We start from the raw sequence: 19,007 nt of genomic DNA, 5'->3' as shown, positions 1-19,007 counted from the left end.
GCATGCCAGCCCGCACCGCTGTCGATCATCCGGTTTTCACCGCTACGGCGCCGGTGTCAGGAACATCCCGGTGTGATCGCTCCCCGCCGTGTTCTTGCAGCTGGTGGCCGAGGCCGCGGGCTGTGCCACCGCCAGGGCCAGGCACCGGCCGGCGGCCAGCTGGCCGTAGTAGTTGGGGTGCATGGACTCCTGGATCAGGCCCTGCGACTCGTTGTTGTCGATCCAGCGCGCCCACTCGCTCGTCCTGCCCGAGGCCGGCACCGTGGAGCTCACCGGCTTGCTCGCCTTGGCGCACACCTCGCGTCCCTGGAGCATGTCCCGAAGGTCCAGGAACTGCACGCCCTTGGCCGCGGCGACGCCCTTGATGCGGCCCGCGATCTGCGGCACGAGCGAGTCGCGCGCCCAGTCCGAGTCACGGTTCCAGAAGGGGCATCCGCCCGTGTTGAGCCGGCTCCAGTCGCTCTGGGTGTACCGGTTCTCCGCGCCGCGCGGGATCGGCGACGGGTAGGACTGGAGCACGATCCGGTAGGAGGAGTCGGCGTACCCGGCCGTACGCATGACGGCCCGGATCTCGTCGACCGACTTGCCGACGTCGGCCATGACCGCGTCGATCTTCTGGTCGACGCCGTACTGCTGGTCGTCGTAGCAGTACGAGTTCCAGATGACGAAGTCGAGGGCGCAGTCCTTGATGATGTCGGCGAATCCCAGGTCGTTGCCGCCGATGGACAGGGCGATGACCTTGACGTTGTTGCTCGCGGCCACCGCGGCCAGCTGATCGGCCTGGGGGGCTTCGCCCCTGTAGGAGACGCCGCCGTTGGAGGCGCGGAACACGTTCTGCGAGACGGCCCCGGAGCAGGCCAGGTTCACGGCGACGTCGGCGATCGCCCCGGCGCTGCGCACCTCCGCCGAGTCCGACCGGTGGCAGCCGCCGGCCGTGGTCCCGTACACCCTGGCGGGATCGTAGGTGCTGCCGCTGACCCAGCCCCGGTCCGTGCCGTTGCGGTTCCCGGTGTTGGTCAGGCTGTTGCCCTTCCAGCGCCCGGCCTCGCCGGAGATGTAGCTGTCGCCCATGGACACCACGGCCGTGGGCCCGGTCCCGGGGGCGGCCCCGGCGGTTCCGGCGCCGCCGGCCAGCAGCGCGCCGGCGGCGAGCGGCACGGTCACGGCGGCACAGGCCAGTCGTCGCACCCGACGGGGGACCCGGTCCTTGCTGACGTTGCGGAATCCGATCACTGCGGAACTCCTGCGCTAGGCCACGCCGAAGCCGGCAACGACTTCGTTGCCGTCTCGTGTGGCTGGGAAAGTGGGGGTACCGCCGGCCGGTGGCATCGGAAAGGTGACACGGGCCCGCTTGTTACCGCTAGGTACAGGGAAGTTACGAACCAGTAACGACCGATCGGTCGTTCGGTCTCCTGTGCCGTGCCGGCGGGGTCAACTCCCTTGCGGTGCAGGTGGGCTGACTGAGCGTCCGTGAAGTGTCCACCGTGTGTAACAATGTCCACCCTTCCGGCCGCGGGCACCGGTGAGGGCGAGGGGGACACCACGCATGACGTACAGGGTTGTGGCGGCCATCGACTTCGGGACGCACGGCTCCGGGTTCGCCTGGGCGGTGCTCCCGGCCGGCGCGGACGCACCCGGCGAGCGCCAGATCGACTATCCGGACCAGTGGGACGACGCCCCCCTCACCTATCCCAAGAACCTCTCCGCGCTCTTCCTCGACCCCGACGGCAACGACCGCCACTGGGGGTACTCCGCCCGGCGCGCGAGCGCCGCGGAGGAGGAGGGCCGCCTGGAGCACGGGTTCAAGATGTGGCTGAGGCGCGAGGGCCGGGACGCAGCCCGGGACCCCGGTGCGGGCCTCGTCGGCACCCCGGAACGAGCCGTACCGCTGATCGCGGCCTACCTGCGCAGACTCCGCGGCGCGGCCCTGGACCGGATCGTGGGCGGCGGCGGGTTCCTGGAGTCCGACATCCGCTGGTGCCTGACCGTCCCCGCCATCTGGGAGCCCGAGGAGCGCAACCTCATGCGCGAGGCCGCCCGCCAGGCCGGCTTCCCCGCACACGACCGCAACCGGCTGATCCTGGTGACCGAGCCCGAGGCCGCGACCGTGTACTGCGCCCAGGACGCCGCCGCCGGAATCGGCGGCCTCGGTTCCCTGGCCACGCTGGTCGTCGACTGCGGCGGCGGCACGGTGGACATCGCCGCCTACCGGTGCCGGCGCGACGGCTCCCTCGAACAGCTGCGCCCGCCCTCCGGCGGCAAACTGGGCTCCAACTTCATCAACCGCCGCTTCCAGGTCCAGGTGCTCCGCCCGCGGCTCGGACAGGCCGCGTTCAAGGCCCTCGAAGCCGCCCCCGCCCAGCTGATGGAGCTGATGGACGCCTTCGAACGGCTCAAGACCGGCTTCCGCGACGGGGACAGCGCCGTCCGCATCCCGATCTCCCTCAAGGCGAGCCGGATCATCGACCCCCACGGCGGATCCCAGCGCCTCGCCGCGGAACAGCAGGGCGTCGACGACCACATCGTCATCGAACCCGACGTGATGCGGGGCCTCTTCCAGGGCACCACCGAACCCCTCCAGAAGCTGGTGAGCACCCAGATCCGCGAACTGCTCGCCGACCCGGCCGTCGCCGCCGAGGGCCTGCGCGTGATCCTGGTCGGCGGATTCGCCCAGTCGCCCTACGTCCAGAGCCGGCTCGGCCAGCACATCGACAAGGAGTTCCCGGCCGGGGTCCAGCTGATGATCCCGCCGAACCCCTCCCGCGCGGTGCTCGGCGGCGCCGTGCACTACGCCTGCCGCCCCGAGGTCGTGCACTCCCGGCGCGCGTCCCACACGTACGCCGTCGAGGTCTCCACCCGCCGCAGGTTCGGCGGCGTGCTGCGCGAGTCGGGAGCCGTCCGCGCCCTCGGCATCACCCGGGTCAGGGGCCAGGGCGCCTTCCGCGACGGGGTCCTCGACCCCCTCGTCCTCATGGGCGAATCGGTCCGGGTCGGCAGCGAACGCACCCACTCCCTCCTCCCGCTGAGCAAGGAGCAGAGCGAACTGGAGGTCGCGCTGTACGCGGTACCCGCCGTGAAGGGCCTGACGGTCAAGACACCCGGCGCCCGTCTCCTGGGCACCGTCGTCGTCGACATCCGCGACTCGGTCGGCGAAGACGTCGAGGACCGCGTCGTGGACCTGCACTTCACCTTCGGCGGCACCGAGATCGGCGTGACCGTGGTGAACCGCCGCACCCAGGCCCGCCTCGACACCGTCGTCGAGTTCGCCGGAGTACCCGAGTAGCAGGCAGCAGGAGAAGGGGAACGCCACATGGATAGCTCAGAACCGGACCGGGGCCGGCCCGCGTCACCGGGACCGTGGCCCGGCGCCCGCCCGCCCGCGCCGTCCACACCGCCGCCCGTGCCCGCACAGCAGCCGCCCCACCCCGGCGCCCACGACCACGAGCCCGAACAGCAGGAGGACTCCCGCCGCATCCTCCCGTGGAAGGTCTTCCACGAGGTACGGGCCCTGCGCACGGAGGTCGAGTCCCTGCGCGCCGAACGCGAGGACCGGCAGGGCCGGCTCGACAAGCTCTACGAGGTGGTGCACAGCCTGCGCGCCGACCGGACCACGGAACTGGAGAGCGCCCACAACGAGACGGCCCGCGGCTACGTCGCCCTGCGCGACCAGATCGTCGGACGCTGCGCCGACGTGGCCGCCGCGATCCCGGACCGCTACGGCCGGCTGGAGACCCACGTACGGCTCGCCGCCGCCCTGTTCCGCACGGTCCTCGCGGAACACCCCGCCGCCGAGGAGGACTGGCACGGCGCGGCCGCCCGCGTGCTGGGCGGGGACGCGAGGCTGGGCACGGTGACGGACCTTCACCACCAGACCGCCGAGCTGCGCGCCGACATCGCCGAACTGGGCGGAGTCCACCGATGGAACTTCGAGCTGCACCTGGGCCGCACCCCCGACACCCACCTGTACGACCTGTGGCCCTGGGCCGAGGAGAGCGAACCCCTCACCCTGTGCGTCGCCCCCGCCTACCAGGTCGTCGGCCGCACCCCGCACGTCCGCGCCCTCGTCCACACCGCGATCGGCGGGTGACGATGGCCGGCCCCGCCCTGGACGGGATACTGCTCGACGGCCGCTACCGGCTGGACCGGCTCCTCGGCCGGGGCGGCATGGGCGAGGTCTGGCAGGCCACCGACACCGGGAGCGGCGACACCGTCGCCGTGAAGACGATCCTCGCGCAGTCCCTGGACTCCCCGGAGGCGCGGGCCCGCTTCCGGCACGAGGCGCGCGCCCTGGAACGCGTCGTGAGCCGCCACACCGTGCGCCTCTTCGGCGCCGGCTCCGACAGCGGCGTCGACTACCTGGCGATGGAGTACGTCGAGGGCCACAGCCTGCACCGGGAACTGGCGGAGCGGTTCATCGCCGACCGCACCCCGGCCTGGGCGCTGCCCGTCCTGCGCGAGATCGTCCAGGGCATCGTCGACGTGCACGGCGCCGAGATCGTGCACCGGGACATCAAGCCCTCCAACGTCCTCCTGACGTCCGGCGGCACGGTCAAGGTGTGCGACTTCGGCATCGCCAAGCTCGTCGGCGCCGAACCGGTCACCGAGCTCACCACCCCCGGCCAGGTCCTCGGCAGCGCCCCCTACATGCCGCCCGAGCAGTGGAGCGGGAGCCCGGTCACCTACCAGGGCGACCTCTACGCCTTCGGCTGCCTGGCCTTCGAACTCCTCACCGGAGTGCGCCCCTTCGGAACCTGCGAATCCCGCGAGGAATACCGCCGCGCCCACCTGGAGGAGCAGCCGCAAAGGCTGTCCGCCCTGCGGCCCGACCTGCCGCCCGCGCTGGACCTCCTGGTCTCCGCCCTGCTGGAGAAGCGCCCGGGGGACCGGCCGGCCTCCGCCGAACTAGCGTCCTACGTCCTCGACGTGCCGCCGCTGGAGGCCCACGGCCCGGTGTGGGCCAGGCAGCGGCTCGCCGCCCACGACGCGGAGACCGACCGGATGCTGCGCGACGCCGAGAACAACTGGCTGTCCAACCGGCCCGAGGCGGGGCTCGCCGCGAGCCGCGAGGTCGTCCGCCGCCGGGTGCTGGTGAACGGCCCGAACGCCGACGCGACCCTGCGGGCCCGCCGGGTGGAGGCCGACTGCCTGTGGACGCTGGGGGACCTGGACGAGGCGCTGCAGCTGAGCGAGGAACTCGCCGAGCAGCGCGTCGCGGTGCTCGGCCCGCACAACGACGAGGCGATCATGTCACTGCGGGCCTGGGCCAGCAGGCTCTGGCACCTGGGGCGGCTCAGCGAGGCCCTGGTCCCGCTGCGGCTGATAGCCGAGGCGCGCGAGGACACCCACGGGGACTACTCCCCGGAGTACCACCGGGCCTCCTACGACCTCGCCCTCTGCCTCTCCGCCTGCGGCCGCGGCGCGGAGGCCGTCCCGCTGCTGCGCAGCGTGGCCGCCGGGCGGGCGGACCTGCTCGGAGCGGACGCGCCGGAGACCCTGGAGAGCTGCCTGCTGCTGGGCGCCGTACTGCTGGAGGACGAGGACGGCGCGGTCGAGGCCTTCGCCCGGCTGGAGCCCCTCGAAGCCGCCCTGGACCGGGGCTGGATCCCGACGCAGCGGCCACCGGACCACGCGCGCGTGCTCATCGAGACCGCGCGGCAGCGCGTCAGGCGCCGGCGCTGACCGGGCGGCGGATACGCCTCCGCCCCCGCAGCCGTGGGCTGCGGGGGCGGAGGCGTAGGGTCCGGCCGCTGTGCGTTCCGGCCGGATCCGGGGTCTCAGCCGACCAGCTGGTCGTACGCGGGGAGCGTGAGGAAGTCGGCGTAGTCCGCGTCCAGGGAGACCTTGAGGAACAGGTCGTGGGCCTGCTGCCACTTGCCGGCCGCGAAGGCCTCCTCGCCGACCTCGGCGCGCAGAGCGGTCAGTTCCTCGGCCGCCAGCTCGCGGGTCAGCTCGGCGGTGGCCGTCCTGCCGTTCTCGAAGACGACTCCGGCGTTGATCCACTGCCAGACCTGCGAGCGGGAGATCTCGGCGGTGGCCGCGTCCTCCATCAGGCCGAAGATGCCGACGGCGCCGAGGCCGCGCAGCCAGGCCTCGATGTAGCGGATGCCGACCTGGACCGCGTTGCGCAGGCCCTCGTACGTCGGCTTCGCGTCGAGCGAGTCGATCGCGATGAGCTCGCCCGGGGCCACCGAGACGTCCTCGCGCAGCCGGTCCTTCTGGTTGGGCTTGTCGCCGAGGACGGCGTCGAAGGAGGCCATCGCGATCGGGACCAGGTCGGGGTGGGCGACCCAGGAGCCGTCGAAGCCGTCGCCCGCCTCACGGTCCTTGTCGGCCTTGACCTTCGCGAAGGCGATCTTGTTGACCTCGGCGTCCTTGCGGGACGGGATGAAGGCGGCCATGCCGCCGATGGCGTGCGCGCCGCGCTTGTGGCAGGTGCGGACGAGCAGTTCGGTGTACGCCCGCATGAACGGGGCGGTCATCGTCACCGCGTTGCGGTCCGGCAGGACGAACTTCTCGCCGCCGTCGCGGAAGTTCTTCACGATGGAGAAGAGGTAGTCCCAGCGGCCCGCGTTCAGGCCCGCCGCGTGGTCGCGCAGCTCGTAGAGGATCTCGTCCATCTCGTACGCGGCGGTGATCGTCTCGATCAGGACGGTCGCGCGGACCGTGCCCTGGGGGATGCCGACGTAGTCCTGGGAGAAGACGAAGATGTCGTTCCAGAGGCGGGCCTCGAGGTGCGACTCCGTCTTCGGCAGGTAGAAGTACGGGCCCTTGCCGAGGTCGATCAGACGCTTGGCGTTGTGGAAGAAGTACAGGCCGAAGTCGACGAGCGAGCCGGAGGCCGGGCCGCCCTCGAACTGCAGGTGGCGCTCCTCCAGGTGCCAGCCGCGCGGCCGCATGACGACGGTCGCCAGCTGCTCGGCGGGCTTGAGGTTGTAGGCCTTGCCCGTGCGGGCGTCGGTGAAGTCGATGCGGCGCTCGTAGGCGTCGATCAGGTTGAGCTGGCCGAGGACGACGTTCTCCCAGGTGGGAGCCGAGGCGTCCTCGAAGTCGGCGAGCCAGACCTTGGCGCCCGAGTTCAGGGCGTTGATGGTCATCTTGCGGTCCGTCGGACCGGTGATCTCCACACGGCGGTCGTTCAGCGCGGCCGGGGCCGGTGCCACCTTCCAGTCGCCCTCGCGGACCTGTGCGGTGTCCGGGAGGAAGTCGAGGGTGGAGGTCCGGGCGATCTCGGCACGGCGCTCACCGCGGCGGGCGAGGAGCTCGGCGCGGCGGGGGGCGAACCGCCGGTGGAGCTCGGCCACGAACGCGAGGGCCGCTTCGGTGAGCACTTCGTCCTGCCGCGGCAGGGGCTCGGCATCGACGATGGCCAGCGGGGACGGCGCTGGTGCGGACATAACTGTCACTCCTTCAGCGGCGGTGCCTGGCGGCCGCGGGGAATGCTCGCGCGAGACGGCACGCAGTGCCGTCGGGTGTGGAGAGTTCCGAAATACGGTCGCGGGCGCCGTCTGTGGGTTCAGGGCGCTTCTGACCAGTGGATAGTAATTTCCTCATGGTGGAAGTTCAATGGTTTGTTGATGTCGAGATTCTCTGAGTCGACAGATTCCACTTGCCGGTGGCCCTCAGTGCCACTGTCGTCACGCGGTGCTCAAAGGAGTCGTGCCAGGTCGGGCGGCGTGTCGATGTCGAAGGCCTCCGCGACGTCGGAGCACTCCACCAGCATGAGCTCTCCGGCGTGGCGCGCCAGATGGACCCGCGCGCCCCTGTCGCCCGTCGCCGTCGCCGCGATGTCCGCCCACCGGTCCGCGCCGAACAGCACGGGGTGCCCGCGCTCCCCGCCGTACGCCGCCGCCGCCAGGCTCGCGGGGGAGCGGTAGGCCTCCCGCACCCGGGCCACCGCCGCCGGGCCGATGCCCGGCTGGTCGACCAGCGAGACCAGGGCCGCGCGGGCGTCCGTACCGGCCAGGGAGGCCAGGCCCACCCGCAGCGAGGAACCCATCCCCTCCGCCCAGTCCGGGTTGTCCACGACCACGCAGCCGGACAGGTCGGCGCGCTCGCGGACCTCGGCCGCCGAGGCGCCGAGCACCACGTGCACCGGGCCGCAGCCCGCCTCCCGCAGCACCCGCACGGCGTTCTCCACCAGAGGCCGGCCGCGGTAGGGCAGCAGGGCCTTGGGGCGGCCGCCGAGCCGCCGGCCGCCGCCGGCGGCCAGGAGCAGTCCCGCGATCACGGGTGAATCGGAGTGCGTGTTGGCTGACATGCCACCGATTCTCGCCCCTGCGTGCGATCCTGCGGCCGCCGCGCGACAGCGCGCCGTACGGAGGCCAGCGCGGCCCCGATCCCCAGCGGACGGGAGATCCGGTTCTCGGCGGCGGCCAGCAGGGCACGTTCGTCACGGTCGGTCAGCATCTCGGCGTCTCCTTGCCAATCGGGGGCCAATACCGCGAGTCTGGACCTCGATTGGCCTGGCCGTCAGAGCCAATCAGGGGAGGTTGGCATGGCGAACGGGCGAGTGGTCCGGACAGCGGACAGAACCATCGGCAGCCGCCAGCTCGCGGCCCTGCTCCCCGCCGACGTACTCGCCCGCCCCGGCTACCGGTCGCTCGCCGAAGCCGTCCGCACGCTGATCCTCGACGGCCGCATCGCCCTGCACGTGCGCCTGCCCGCCGAACGCGAGCTCGCCGAAGCCGTCGGCGCCAGCCGGGCCACCGTCACCGGCGCCTACGACCTGCTGCGCGAGAGCGGCTACGTCCGCAGCCGGCGCGGCTCCGGCACCTGGACCGAGCTCCCCGACGGACACCGCCCCGTCGGCGCCCACGCCCTCGTCGGCGCCGGCGGCCACAGCGCCGACGGCGAGCCCGGCATCGACCTGGCCATCGCCGCCATGGGCGCCCCGGACGGCGCCCTCGCCGACGCCCTCGCCGGGGCCGCGCCCCGGCTGCCCGACGCCGCCCGCAGCCCCGGCTACCACCCCTTCGGCCTGCCCGACCTGCGCACGGCCGTCGCCGAACGCTTCACCCGGCGCGGCCTGCCCACCCGCCCCGAGCAGATCCTCGTCACCTCCGGCGCCCAGCAGGCCTTCACCCTCGTTGTCAGCCTGCTCTGCCGCGCCGGGGACCGGGTCGTCACCGAGAACCCCACCTACGCCAACGCCCTGGACGCCCTGCGCCACGCCCGGCTGCGCACCGGGTCCATCGCCGTCTCCGACACCGGCTGGGACATGGAGATCGCCGAGTCCACGCTGCGCCAGACCGTGCCGAGGCTGGCCTACACGATCCCCGACTTCCACAACCCGACGGGTGCGCTCATGCCCGCGGAGGAGCGGCTGCGGCTGCTCGCGGCGACCCGGCGCACCGGCACCTGGCTCGTGGTCGACGAGACCATCGCCGACATCGCCCTGGACGTGCCGGCCCCCGCGCCCCTGGCCTCACTGGCCCCGCGCGGCGGCGCGGACCACGTGGTGACCATCGGCTCGCTCAGCAAGACCCACTGGGGCGGCCTGCGCGTCGGCTGGGTCCGGGCCGGTGCGAAGATGATCACCGAGCTGACGGCCCTGCGGGTCTCCGCCGACATGACCGGCTCGGTCCTCGACCAGCTCGTCGCGCTCCCGCTGCTGGACAACATGGACCGCACCCTGCCCGCACGGCTCGCCCAGCTGCGCGACCGGCGTGCGGCCCTGGTGGACGCGCTCCAGCGGCACGCCCCGGAGTGGTCCTGGCGGATACCGCCGGGCGGCCTGTCGCTCTGGGTCGACCTGGGCGAGCCGGTCAGCTCGGCCCTGGCCGAACGGGCCGCGGCCGCCGGCGTGCACATCGGACGCGGAGCCCGCTTCGGCGTCGACCCGGGCACCTTCGAACACCGCCTCCGCATTCCGTACACCCTCCCCGCCGACCGCCTCGACGAGGGCGTACGCCGCCTCGCTGACGCCTTCCACGGCGACGTCCCCCTGCCCCCGTCGGTGGACCGCCCGCACTGGGTGGCGTAGCGCGGCCCCGGGCTACGGGTTACGGGGTGCGGATCAGGCGGCGGGTGGCGGCTGCCGCGACCGCCGCCGTGCGGGATTCGACGCCGAGCTTCGCGTAGACGTGGACCAGGTGGGACTTGACCGTGGCCTGGCTGAGGAAGAGCTGCTTGGAGATCTGCTGGTTCGACAGGCCGTCCGCCACCAGCTGGAGGACCTCCAGCTCCCGCTTCGTCAGGGCCTCCGCCGGCATCCGCATCCGGTCCATCAGGCGCAGCGCCACTGCCGGGGCCAGCGCCGACTGGCCCGCTGCGGCCGTGCGCACGGCCGCCGCCAGCTCCTCCGGCGGGGCGTCCTTGAGCAGGTAGCCCGAGGCGCCCGCCTCCACCGCCGCCAGGATGTCCGCGTCCGTGTCGTACGTGGTCAGCACCAGCACCCGGGGGGCGCCCGGGCGGGCCGTGATCAGGGCCGTCGCCTCCGATCCGTGCATGCCCGGTCCGAACTGGAGGTCCATCAGGACCACGTCCACCGGTTCGCCGGCGGCCAGCTCCACCGCCCGCTCGGCGGTCGCCGCCTCGGCCACCACCGCGAAGTCCGCCTCGGTGTCCAGCACCGCGCGCAGGCCCGCCCGGACCACGGGGTGGTCGTCGGCGAGCAGGAGACGGATGGTCACGGGGCCTCCACGGGATCCGTGTGTTCCAGATGTTCCAGGGGCAGCGGCAGGGTGACGGCCACGGCGGTGCCCTGCCCGGGGGCGGACTCCACCGTGAACAGCCCGCCCAGGGTCTCGGCGCGCGAGCGCATGGCGGGCAGCCCGAAGCCGCCGTCGCCCGAGCCGGAGGCGGCCGAGGACGGGTCGAAGCCGTGCCCGTCGTCGACGATGTCCAGCGTCACCGAGGCGTCCATGAAGGTCAGCGTGATCTCCGCGCGCCCGGCCCGGGCGTGCCGCACCACGTTGGCCAGCGCCGACTGGGCGATCCGCAGCAGCGCCACCTCGTACGGGGTCGGCAGCACCCGCGGCCGGCCGCTCAGCGAGAACCGCACCCGCGGCCCCGGCATGCCCGCGCACAGCCGCTCCAACGCCGCGGCGAGCGAGCCGTGCTCCAGGTCCGGCGGCGTCAGGGCGCGTACGAAGCGACGCGCCTCGGCGAGGTTGTCCTGGGCGGCCTCCCGGGCCTGCGCGATGTGCGGCAGGGCCGGTGCGCCTTCCGGAAGCGCCCGCTCGGCCGCCCGCAGCAGCAGCTGGATGGAGGACAGGCCCTGCGCGAGGGTGTCGTGGATCTCCCGGGCCAGCCGCTCCCGCTCGGCCAGGATCCCGGCGCCGCGTTCGGCCGCGGCCAGATCGGCCCGCGTCGTGATGAGCTCCTCGATGAGCTCCCGGCGCCGTTCGCTCTCGCGGTACAGCGCCTGGTAGCCCAGTACGGTCGCCACCGCCACGGCGCCGCCCAGCAGCGGCCCGAGGAAGGCCCCCGGGGTGGCCGCGCTGCTGTGCGCGAGGAAGCCGCCGATGGCGGCGCAGGCGGTCACCGCGACGGCCGCGACCCCCCACCGCAGCCGCAGCAGGTGCAGTTCCAGGAAGTACAGGGGGAAGGCGATCCACAGCCCGTCGGGGGAGACCAGCAGCAGGCCCGCCCATGCCGCCCCGAGCCCGGCCAGCCACACCGCGCCCGCCCGCGGCGAGCCGTGCACGGCGGGCGCCCGCACGCCGGCCGCGTACACGGCGGCGAGCAGCACGCAGGCGGCGACCACCCAGCCGGCCCGGGGCGCGGAGTCGGCGACGGCCCGGCCGGCGGCCAGTGCGAGCAGCCCGAGGAGCAGGGCGTGCAGGCACAGCTTCAGCACCTTCGACACGGGGGTCAGGGTCAGGGCGGTGGCGGCGGGCGCGGCCGTGGGCGCGCAGGCGCCGGGCGGGACGGGGGGAGCGGCAGCAGTCATGTCCCGACCAGCGTAAGCGGGTCCCCGCCGGCCCCGGTCAACCGAAAGTTTGATGTCCCGGTGCGCCCTTCGATACGAGGATCACTACTGTGGCGCGATGCCTTGTGTCCACGCGGAACACCAAGGTGGGGGACATGTTCGTCGCATGGAGAGATCTACGGTTCGCCAAGGGCCGCTTCGCCCTCATGGGCTCGGTCGTGCTGCTGATCACGCTGCTGGTCGGCCTGCTGTCCGGGCTCACCGCCGGCCTGGCCCGGGAGAACATCTCGGCCATCACCGGCCTGCCCGCCTCGCACCTGGCCTTCGCCGCTCCCGCCGGGGACCAGGATGTGTCCTTCAACAACTCCCAGGTGCCCGAGTCAGCGTGGCTGGCCTGGCGGGGGCAGCCCGGCGTGAAGGCGGCGCAGCCCCTCGGCATCCGCACCACCAACGCCGTCTCGGGTGAGCGCACCGCCGCGGTCTCGGTCTTCGGCGTGGAACCCGCGGGCGGGCTCGCGCCGCGGGACGCGGGCCTCACACAGGGCCAGGTGGTCCTCGCCGAGAAGGCGGCGAAGGAGCTCGGCGGCCTCACCGCCGGCGCCAAGCTCAAGATCGGGCCGCTCGAACTGACGGTGGCCGCCGTCGCCGGCACCGCCGCCTACAGCCACACCCCGGTCGTCTGGATGGACCTCAACGACTGGCAGCGCATCGGCAACCCCGGCACCTCCATCGACACCCTCGCCACCGTCGTCGCCGTCTCCGGCAGCGGACTGGACCTCGCCGCCGCCGACCGGGCGGCGGCCACCCGGGCGCAGACCGTGGACGAGGCCTTGGGCGCCATAGGCTCCTACCAGGCCGAGAACGGCTCGCTCCAGCTGATGCGCGGCTTCCTCTTCGCCATCTCGGCCCTGGTCATAGGTGCCTTCTTCACGGTGTGGACCATCCAGCGCAGCGGCGACATCGCCGTCCTGAAGGCGCTGGGCGCCTCCACCCCCTACCTGCTGCGGGACGCCCTCGGCCAGGCCGTGGTGATGCTCGCCATCGGCACCGGGCTGGGCACCGCGCTCGCCGCCGGATTCGGCGCGCTGATCAGCGGCGGCGACGTGCCCTTCGTCCTCGACGCCGCCACGGTGCTCGTCCCCGCCGCGATCATGATCGCGCTCGGCGCGCTGGGCGCGGCCCTGTCCATCCGGCGGATCACCGCCGTCGACCCGCTGACCGCCCTCGGGAGCGCCCGATGACCCTCCTCGTCCACGACGTCACGCTCACCTACCCCGACGGGGAGGGCCGGCTCACCGCCCTCGACGCGGTCGGCCTGGAGGTGCCCGCCGGCACCCTCACGGCGGTGGTCGGACCCTCCGGATCCGGCAAGTCCTCCCTGCTCGCGGTCGCCGCCACCCTCGTCACCCCGGACCGCGGCCGGGTCGTCGTCGCAGGCGAGGACACCACGCGGCTCGGCCCCGCCGAGAAATCGGCCCTGCGTCGGGAGAAGATGGGCATCGTCTTCCAGCAGCCGAACCTGCTGGCCTCGCTGACCGCCGCCGAGCAGCTCCAGGTCATGGCGCACGTGGCGGGCCGGCCCGCGAAGGCCGTGCGCCGGCGGGCGCTTGAACTGCTGGACGCGGTGGGCCTCGCCGACAAGGCCGACAAGCGCCCCCACCAGCTCTCCGGCGGCCAGCGCCAACGGATCAACATCGCCCGCGCGCTGATGAACGAGCCCGCCGTGCTGCTGGTCGACGAACCGACCAGCGCCCTCGACCACGAGCGCGGCGCGGCCGTGCTGGACCTGCTGGTCACGCTGACGCGCGAGCGCTCCACCGCGACCGTGCTGGTCACCCACGACCACGCCCACCTGGAACGGATGGACCGTACGGCGACCATGGCCGACGGCCGGCTGACGGCCGGCCGCCAGGACCCCGTCGCCGCGTCCTGAGCCCGCGTACGGGAAGGCCCCGGCGCCCCTCGGCGGGGCGCCGGGGCCTTCCCGTACGGCCGTGCGGCAGACCTACGCCGGGCTCTGGTTGGCCAGCGCCACCGACAGCTCGGCGGCGACGTTCTGGAGGATCGGGACGAAGGACTCGGTCACGGCCTCGGTGACGCGGCCGGCCGGGCCGGAGATGGAGATCGCGGCGGCGGTCGGCGAGTTCGGCACCGACACGGCCAGGCAGCGGACTCCTATCTCCTGCTCGTTGTCGTCGACCGCGTAGCCGGCCCTGCGGACCTGCTCCAGCGCCTCCAGGAAGCCCTCGGGCGTGGTGATGGTCTTCTCGGTCGCCGCCGGCATCCCGGTGCGGGCCAGCAGGGCCCGTACCTCGTCGGCGGGGGTGTGGGCGAGCAGTGCCTTGCCCACACCGGTGGAGTGCGGCAGGACCCGGCGGCCGACCTCGGTGAACATGCGCATCGAGTGCTTGGACGGCACCTGGGCGACGTAGACGATCTCGTCCCCGTCGAGCAGGGCCATGTTCGCCGTCTCGCCCGTCTCCTCGACCAGACGGGCGAGGTAGGGGCGCGCCCAGGTACCCAGCAGGCGCGACGCGGACTCGCCGAGGCGGATCAGGCGGGGGCCGAGGGAGTACCGTCGGTTGGGCTGCTGGCGTACGTACCCGCACGCCACCAGCGTGCGCATCAGGCGGTGGATCGTGGGCAGGGGCAGACCGCTGGCGGCCGAGAGCTCACTGAGGCCGACCTCGCCCCCGGCGTCGGCCATACGTTCGAGCAGATCGAAGGCGCGCTCAAGGGACTGGACGCCACCGCTGGCGGCAGGGGTCTTTGAGGAAGCGTCGGTGGTGCTGGCGCTGGACGTCGGCACGGCGCGGTCCTTTCGGTGCTGGCAGGCAAGGGAGCAGCCTACCCGGCGGTCGGCGTCGGCCCTAGTGCTGGGGTGGGGACCGTCGCCGCCGGTCAGAGGTGGTTTGTCCTGGTGGCGGACGTCCTCCGGAAGTTATCCGCCCGGACTCCCGTGGTGGTAGCTACATTCTGTATAGCGAAATCTTAATTCCATCCTGTGGAAACATCCAATTGCGGTCCGGGTGTGTCAGTGGTCCGTCCGGGCGCTCTTGACTGCTCCCGGATCGCCGGGAAGACTCCGTCAACAGAACGTTGAATTTCGCTCTGTGGAAGTAGATGGGGAGGTTCCGGTGGCCGACGTGGCTGTGGAACTGGTACTGCGCTCGACGCGCGTCATCACCCCCGAGGGGACGCGCGCCGCCTCGGTCGCCGTCGCCGGCGGGAAGATCGCGGCCGTGCTGGCACACGACGCCGAGGTACCGGCCGGAGCCCGGCTGGAGGACTTCGGCGACGACGTCCTGCTCCCCGGCCTGGTCGACACCCACGTCCACGTGAACGACCCCGGCCGCACCGAGTGGGAGGGCTTCTGGACGGCCACCCGCGCCGCCGCGGCCGGCGGCATCACCACGATCCTCGACATGCCGCTCAACTCCCTCCCGCCGACCACCACCGTCGACAACCTGCGCGTCAAGCAGGAGGTCGCCCGCGCCAAGGCGCACGTGGACGTCGGCTTCTGGGGCGGCGCCCTCCCGGACAACGTCAAGGACCTGGCCCCGCTGCACGACGCCGGCGTCTACGGCTTCAAGTGCTTCCTGTCGCCCTCGGGCGTGGACGAGTTCCCCGAGCTCGACCAGGAACAGCTGGCCACCTCCCTCGCCGAGATCACCGGCTTCGGCGGCCTGCTGATCGTGCACGCCGAGGACCCGCACCACCTCGACGCCGCCCCCGTGGTCCCCGGCCCCAAGTACGCCGACTTCCTGGCCTCCAGGCCGCGCGACGCCGAGAACACCGCCATCGGCAACCTCATCGCCCAGGCGAAGCGGCTGAACGCCCGCGTCCACGTCCTGCACCTGTCGTCCTCGGACGCGCTGCCGCTGATCGCAGCCGCCAAGGCCGAGGGCGTCAGGATCACCGTCGAGTCCTGCCCGCACTACCTCACCCTCACCGCCGAGGAAGTGCCGGACGGCGCCAGCGAGTTCAAGTGCTGCCCGCCCATCCGCGAGGCCGCCAACCAGGACCTCCTGTGGGACGCGCTCGCCGACGGCACCATCGACTGCATCGTCTCCGACCACTCGCCCTCCACCGCGGACCTGAAGACCAGCGACTTCTCCACCGCGTGGGGCGGCATCTCCTCCCTCCAGCTGGGCCTGCCGGCCATCTGGACCGAGGCGCGCAGGCGCGGCCGGACCCTGGAGGACGTCGTCCGCTGGATGTCCGCGGCCCCGGCCGCCCTCGCCGGGCTGGCGCAGAAGGGCGCGATCGAGGCCGGCCGCGACGCCGACTTCGCCGTGCTCGCCCCCGAAGAAACGTTCACCGTGGACCCGGCCGAACTCCACCACCGCAACCAGGTCACGGCGTACGCGGGCAAGACCCTGCACGGCGTCGTGAAGTCCACCTGGCTGCGCGGCACGCAGATCGCCGACCACGGCACCCCGACCGAGCCCACGGGCCTCCTCCTCGAAAGGCAGAACTGACCAGTGGCGATTGAATCCTTCACCGGCAACGCGAACCCGTACGGAGGCGGCGACCCGTACGCGGACTACCGCACCGCGGACTTCCCCTTCACCCAGTACGCGAACCTTGCCGCCCGTGAGCTGGGCGCCGGTGTCATCGCCGCCAACGACGAGTTCTTCGCCCAGCGCGAGAACCTGCTGATCTCCGAGGCCGCGCACTTCGACCCCGAGGACTTCGGCCACAAGGGCAAGGTCATGGACGGCTGGGAGACCCGCCGCCGCCGCGGCGTCTCCGCCACCCAGCCCTGGCCCACGCCCGAGGACCACGACTGGGCGCTGGTGCGCCTGGGCGCCCCCGGCATCATCCGCGGCATCGTCGTCGACACCGCGCACTTCCGCGGCAACATGCCGCAGGCCGTCTCCGTCGAGGCCACCAACTGGAAGGGCGCCCTCGCGCCGACCCCGGAGGAGCTCCAGGGCGACGACGTGAAGTGGACGACCATCGTCCCCCGCACGGCGGTCGGCGGCCACGCCGCCAACGGCTTCGAGGTCGACGTCGAACAGCGCTTCACCCACCTGCGCGTCAACCAGCACCCCGACGGCGGCATCGCCCGCCTGCGCGTCCACGGCGAGGTCCTGCCCGACCCGAAGTGGCTCGCGGCGCTCGGCTCCTTCGACGTGGTGGCGCTGGAGAACGGCGGCTCCGTCCAGGACGCCTCCAACCGCTTCTACTCCCCGCCGACCAACACCATCAACCCGGGCCGCTCCCGCAAGATGGACGACGGCTGGGAGACCGCCCGCCGCCGCGACAACGGCAACGACTGGATCCGCTACCAGCTCGTCACCGAGTCCGAGATCCGCGCCGTCGAGATCGACACCGCCTACCTCAAGGGCAACTCGGCCGGCTGGGCCTCGCTGTCGGTCAAGACGGGCGAGGAGGGCGAGTGGACGGAGTTCCTGCCGCGGACCCGCCTGCAGCCCGACACCAACCACCGCTTCGTACTGGACACCCCGGCGGTGGGCACCCACGTACGGATCGACATCTTCCCGGACGGCGGCTTCTCGCGCCTGCGCCTGTTCGGCTCCCTCACGGAGGCCGGCGCGGCGGCGCTGACCGCCCGTCACCAGGAGCTGGGCGGCTGACGCCGTACCGCTGACCGCCCCGGGGGCCGACACCCCCGGGGCCCGCACGTCCCTCGGGGGCGCACCGGATCCCGGTGCGCCCCTGCGGCGGTTGCGACCGCGAGCACTGCCGCGACCTCGTCGTCCTCGAAGTCGCCGGCGGGCCCGAAGCCGAACTCGGCGTAGAGCCGCGCGGCGGGCGCGTTGTCCGGGTGGTAGGAGAGCCGGATCTCCCGGCAGGCCGGCAGGCCGGCAGCGTGGCGAGCCGCCCGACCAGTGCGCGCACCGCGGCCCGCCCCACGCCCCGTCCCTGCTCGGCGGCGCCGACGGTCATGCCGCCGATCCAGTGGGCGCCGCCCTCCTCGTCGTACGCCCACATCACGTCCCCGACCACCGCGTCGCCGGCCCGGACGGCGAGCGAGTTCCACACGCCGCGGCGCATCGAGAGCGGCGACGAACCGCCGCTGGTCGTCGGAGGGCGCGACGTCGGCGACGTCCCGCCAGTTCCCGTCGGTGACCTCGTCGAGCACCACGCACCGGCCCTGCCGATCGGTGAAGTCCACGGTGTTCCCCCTCGTCGTCGATGCCGCTCCACCGCGAGGCAATGGCGGCGCCGGGCGAGCACGTGGGCCGGGTGGGCCGGGTGGGCCGGGTGGGCCGGGCTCCGACGGGCGGCGGCCGGGTGCCCGCGCGCCGACGCTCACGACGGCAGGCACCCGGTCGGCGTCGGCTCTCACACCGATGCGCCCGCCCGCCCAGGCGCCCGCCCACACGCCCGCCCACACGCCCGGCGAGGGCTACGCGGCGTGCCCGCCGTCCACCGCGAACTCCGCCCCCGTCACGTACGAGGCCTCCGGCCCCGCCAGGAACGCCACCACGGCCGCCACCTCCCGCGGCGCACCGAACCGCCCGAGCGCGGTCAAGGCCGCCTGCGAACCCGCGTACGGTCCGTCCGCCGGGTTCATGTCCGTGTCCACCGGCCCCGGGTGCACGATGTTCGCGGTGATCCCGCGCCCGCCCAGCTCCCTCGCCAGGGCCTTGTTGAACCCGATCAGCGCCGACTTGCTCATTGCGTAGAGCGTCCCGCCCGGGGCCGGCACCCGCTGGGTCATGCAGCTGCCGATGGTGATGATCCGCCCGCCGGGGCCGAGGTGTGCGGCCGCCGCCTGCGCGGCGTGGAACACCCCGCGCACGTTGACCGCGAGTACGCGCTCCACGTCGGCCGGGGTCAGCCCCTCCAACGGTCCGATCAAGCCCACGCCGGCGTTGTTGACCAGCACGTCGAGCCGCCCGAAGCGTCGTACGGTCTCCCCGACGGCGTTCGCGACCTGCGCCGCGTCCTCCGCATCGGCCCGCAGCGCGACCGCCCGCCGCCCGAGGGCCTCGATCTTCCCGACGACCTCGGCGGACGCCTCCGCGTCGCTGACGTAGGTGATCGCGACGTCCGCCCCGTCCTCGGCGAGACGCACCGCGACGGCCGCCCCGATCCCCCGGCTTCCCCCGGTCACCAGCGCCACCGTGTCCCTGTCCATGGTCTTCCTCCCGCATCGCTT

15 protein-coding genes are annotated in these 19,007 nt (G+C 73.1%); 8 read left to right on the top strand and 7 right to left on the bottom strand.

Translation table 11 applies throughout. The annotated features are described in order from the left end of the window. Positions 1 to 42 precede the first annotated feature (42 nt). Positions 43 to 1,233 (bottom strand): GDSL-type esterase/lipase family protein, encoded by a 1,191-nt coding sequence (locus OHA91_RS08485; protein ID WP_245240138.1) that lies wholly within the window; start codon positions 1,231 to 1,233, stop codon positions 43 to 45. A 313-nt stretch (positions 1,234 to 1,546) separates the two neighbouring features. Here OHA91_RS08485 and OHA91_RS08480 point away from each other — a divergent pair, with 313 nt between their 5' ends. From OHA91_RS08480 to OHA91_RS08470, 3 genes are all read left to right on the top strand, one after another. Then, on the top strand, positions 1,547 to 3,283 hold the full coding sequence (locus tag OHA91_RS08480) for an Hsp70 family protein (RefSeq protein WP_328738959.1): 1,737 nt from the start codon (positions 1,547 to 1,549) through the stop codon (positions 3,281 to 3,283). Positions 3,284 to 3,400: 117 nt separating this feature from the next. Beyond that, positions 3,401 to 4,087 carry a hypothetical protein gene (locus OHA91_RS08475; protein WP_031152260.1) on the top strand — a complete coding sequence of 229 codons (687 nt, stop codon included), beginning with the start codon at positions 3,401 to 3,403 and terminating at the stop codon, positions 4,085 to 4,087. A gap of 2 nt (positions 4,088 to 4,089) precedes the next feature. Next, positions 4,090 to 5,679, top strand: a complete 1,590-nt coding sequence (locus OHA91_RS08470) for a serine/threonine-protein kinase (RefSeq protein ID WP_266496811.1) — start codon at positions 4,090 to 4,092, stop codon at positions 5,677 to 5,679. A gap of 95 nt (positions 5,680 to 5,774) precedes the next feature. Here the strand turns inward: OHA91_RS08470 and aceB are convergent, their stop codons facing one another. After that, the gene (aceB, locus tag OHA91_RS08465) at positions 5,775 to 7,394 is read right to left on the bottom strand and encodes a malate synthase A (protein ID WP_031152265.1); all 1,620 of its coding nucleotides are present in this window, start codon (positions 7,392 to 7,394) and stop codon (positions 5,775 to 5,777) included. Between the two features lie 251 nt (positions 7,395 to 7,645). Then, positions 7,646 to 8,257 (bottom strand): nucleotidyltransferase family protein, encoded by a 612-nt coding sequence (locus tag OHA91_RS08460; protein ID WP_328738958.1) that lies wholly within the window; start codon positions 8,255 to 8,257, stop codon positions 7,646 to 7,648. Positions 8,258 to 8,494: 237 nt separating this feature from the next. Between OHA91_RS08460 and yczR the strand changes: the two genes are divergently transcribed. Next, positions 8,495 to 9,982 carry a MocR-like transcription factor YczR gene (yczR, locus tag OHA91_RS08455; protein ID WP_031152269.1) on the top strand — a complete coding sequence of 496 codons (1,488 nt, stop codon included), beginning with the start codon at positions 8,495 to 8,497 and terminating at the stop codon, positions 9,980 to 9,982. A 19-nt stretch (positions 9,983 to 10,001) separates the two neighbouring features. Here the strand turns inward: yczR and OHA91_RS08450 are convergent, their stop codons facing one another. Further along, positions 10,002 to 10,631, bottom strand: coding sequence for a response regulator (locus OHA91_RS08450; protein WP_031152271.1), 630 nt, complete (start codon positions 10,629 to 10,631; stop codon positions 10,002 to 10,004). Then, complete coding sequence (locus OHA91_RS08445) at positions 10,628 to 11,893, bottom strand: sensor histidine kinase (RefSeq protein WP_078959367.1); 1,266 nt, start codon at positions 11,891 to 11,893, stop codon at positions 10,628 to 10,630. Before OHA91_RS08445 ends, OHA91_RS08450 begins: the two co-directional genes overlap by 4 nt. A 134-nt stretch (positions 11,894 to 12,027) precedes the next feature. Here OHA91_RS08445 and OHA91_RS08440 point away from each other — a divergent pair, with 134 nt between their 5' ends. After that, positions 12,028 to 13,113 carry an ABC transporter permease gene (locus OHA91_RS08440; RefSeq protein WP_031152275.1) on the top strand — a complete coding sequence of 362 codons (1,086 nt, stop codon included), beginning with the start codon at positions 12,028 to 12,030 and terminating at the stop codon, positions 13,111 to 13,113. Further along, positions 13,110 to 13,805, top strand: coding sequence for an ABC transporter ATP-binding protein (locus tag OHA91_RS08435; RefSeq protein ID WP_031152277.1), 696 nt, complete (start codon positions 13,110 to 13,112; stop codon positions 13,803 to 13,805). Before OHA91_RS08440 ends, OHA91_RS08435 begins: the two co-directional genes overlap by 4 nt. Before the next feature lie 72 nt (positions 13,806 to 13,877). Here the strand turns inward: OHA91_RS08435 and OHA91_RS08430 are convergent, their stop codons facing one another. Then, the gene (locus tag OHA91_RS08430; RefSeq protein ID WP_030852090.1) at positions 13,878 to 14,681 is read right to left on the bottom strand and encodes an IclR family transcriptional regulator; all 804 of its coding nucleotides are present in this window, start codon (positions 14,679 to 14,681) and stop codon (positions 13,878 to 13,880) included. Positions 14,682 to 15,018: 337 nt separating this feature from the next. Between OHA91_RS08430 and allB the strand changes: the two genes are divergently transcribed. Both allB and alc read left to right on the top strand, forming a co-directional pair. Further along, on the top strand, positions 15,019 to 16,353 hold the full coding sequence (gene allB / locus OHA91_RS08425) for an allantoinase AllB (RefSeq protein WP_381706802.1): 1,335 nt from the start codon (positions 15,019 to 15,021) through the stop codon (positions 16,351 to 16,353). A 3-nt stretch (positions 16,354 to 16,356) separates the two neighbouring features. Then, positions 16,357 to 17,475, top strand: coding sequence for an allantoicase (gene alc / locus OHA91_RS08420; RefSeq protein WP_328738956.1), 1,119 nt, complete (start codon positions 16,357 to 16,359; stop codon positions 17,473 to 17,475). A gap of 776 nt (positions 17,476 to 18,251) precedes the next feature. Here alc and OHA91_RS08410 read toward each other — a convergent pair. Beyond that, positions 18,252 to 18,986 (bottom strand): SDR family oxidoreductase, encoded by a 735-nt coding sequence (locus tag OHA91_RS08410; RefSeq protein WP_031152285.1) that lies wholly within the window; start codon positions 18,984 to 18,986, stop codon positions 18,252 to 18,254. Positions 18,987 to 19,007: the final 21 nt, after the last annotated feature.

The sequence above is a fragment of the Streptomyces erythrochromogenes genome (assembly GCF_036170895.1).
GTDB lineage: Bacteria > Actinomycetota > Actinomycetes > Streptomycetales > Streptomycetaceae > Streptomyces > Streptomyces erythrochromogenes.
Note: the sequence above shows the minus strand (reverse complement) of the source record. Positions and strands in the feature narration are given on the sequence as shown.

Bases quoted from the DNA above. Each gene is read 5' to 3' on its own strand.
- OHA91_RS08480 (WP_328738959.1), top strand. From the start codon at position 1,547: ATGACGTACAGGGTTGTGGCGGCCATCGACTTCGGGACGCACGGCTCC.
- OHA91_RS08435 (WP_031152277.1), top strand. From the start codon at position 13,110: ATGACCCTCCTCGTCCACGACGTCACGCTCACCTACCCCGACGGGGAG.
- OHA91_RS08410 (WP_031152285.1), bottom strand. From the start codon at position 18,986: ATGGACAGGGACACGGTGGCGCTGGTGACCGGGGGAAGCCGGGGGATC.
- yczR (WP_031152269.1), top strand. From the start codon at position 8,495: ATGGCGAACGGGCGAGTGGTCCGGACAGCGGACAGAACCATCGGCAGC.
- OHA91_RS08445 (WP_078959367.1), bottom strand. From the start codon at position 11,893: ATGACTGCTGCCGCTCCCCCCGTCCCGCCCGGCGCCTGCGCGCCCACG.
- aceB (WP_031152265.1), bottom strand. From the start codon at position 7,394: ATGTCCGCACCAGCGCCGTCCCCGCTGGCCATCGTCGATGCCGAGCCC.
- OHA91_RS08460 (WP_328738958.1), bottom strand. From the start codon at position 8,257: ATGTCAGCCAACACGCACTCCGATTCACCCGTGATCGCGGGACTGCTC.
- OHA91_RS08470 (WP_266496811.1), top strand. From the start codon at position 4,090: ATGGCCGGCCCCGCCCTGGACGGGATACTGCTCGACGGCCGCTACCGG.
- OHA91_RS08440 (WP_031152275.1), top strand. From the start codon at position 12,028: ATGTTCGTCGCATGGAGAGATCTACGGTTCGCCAAGGGCCGCTTCGCC.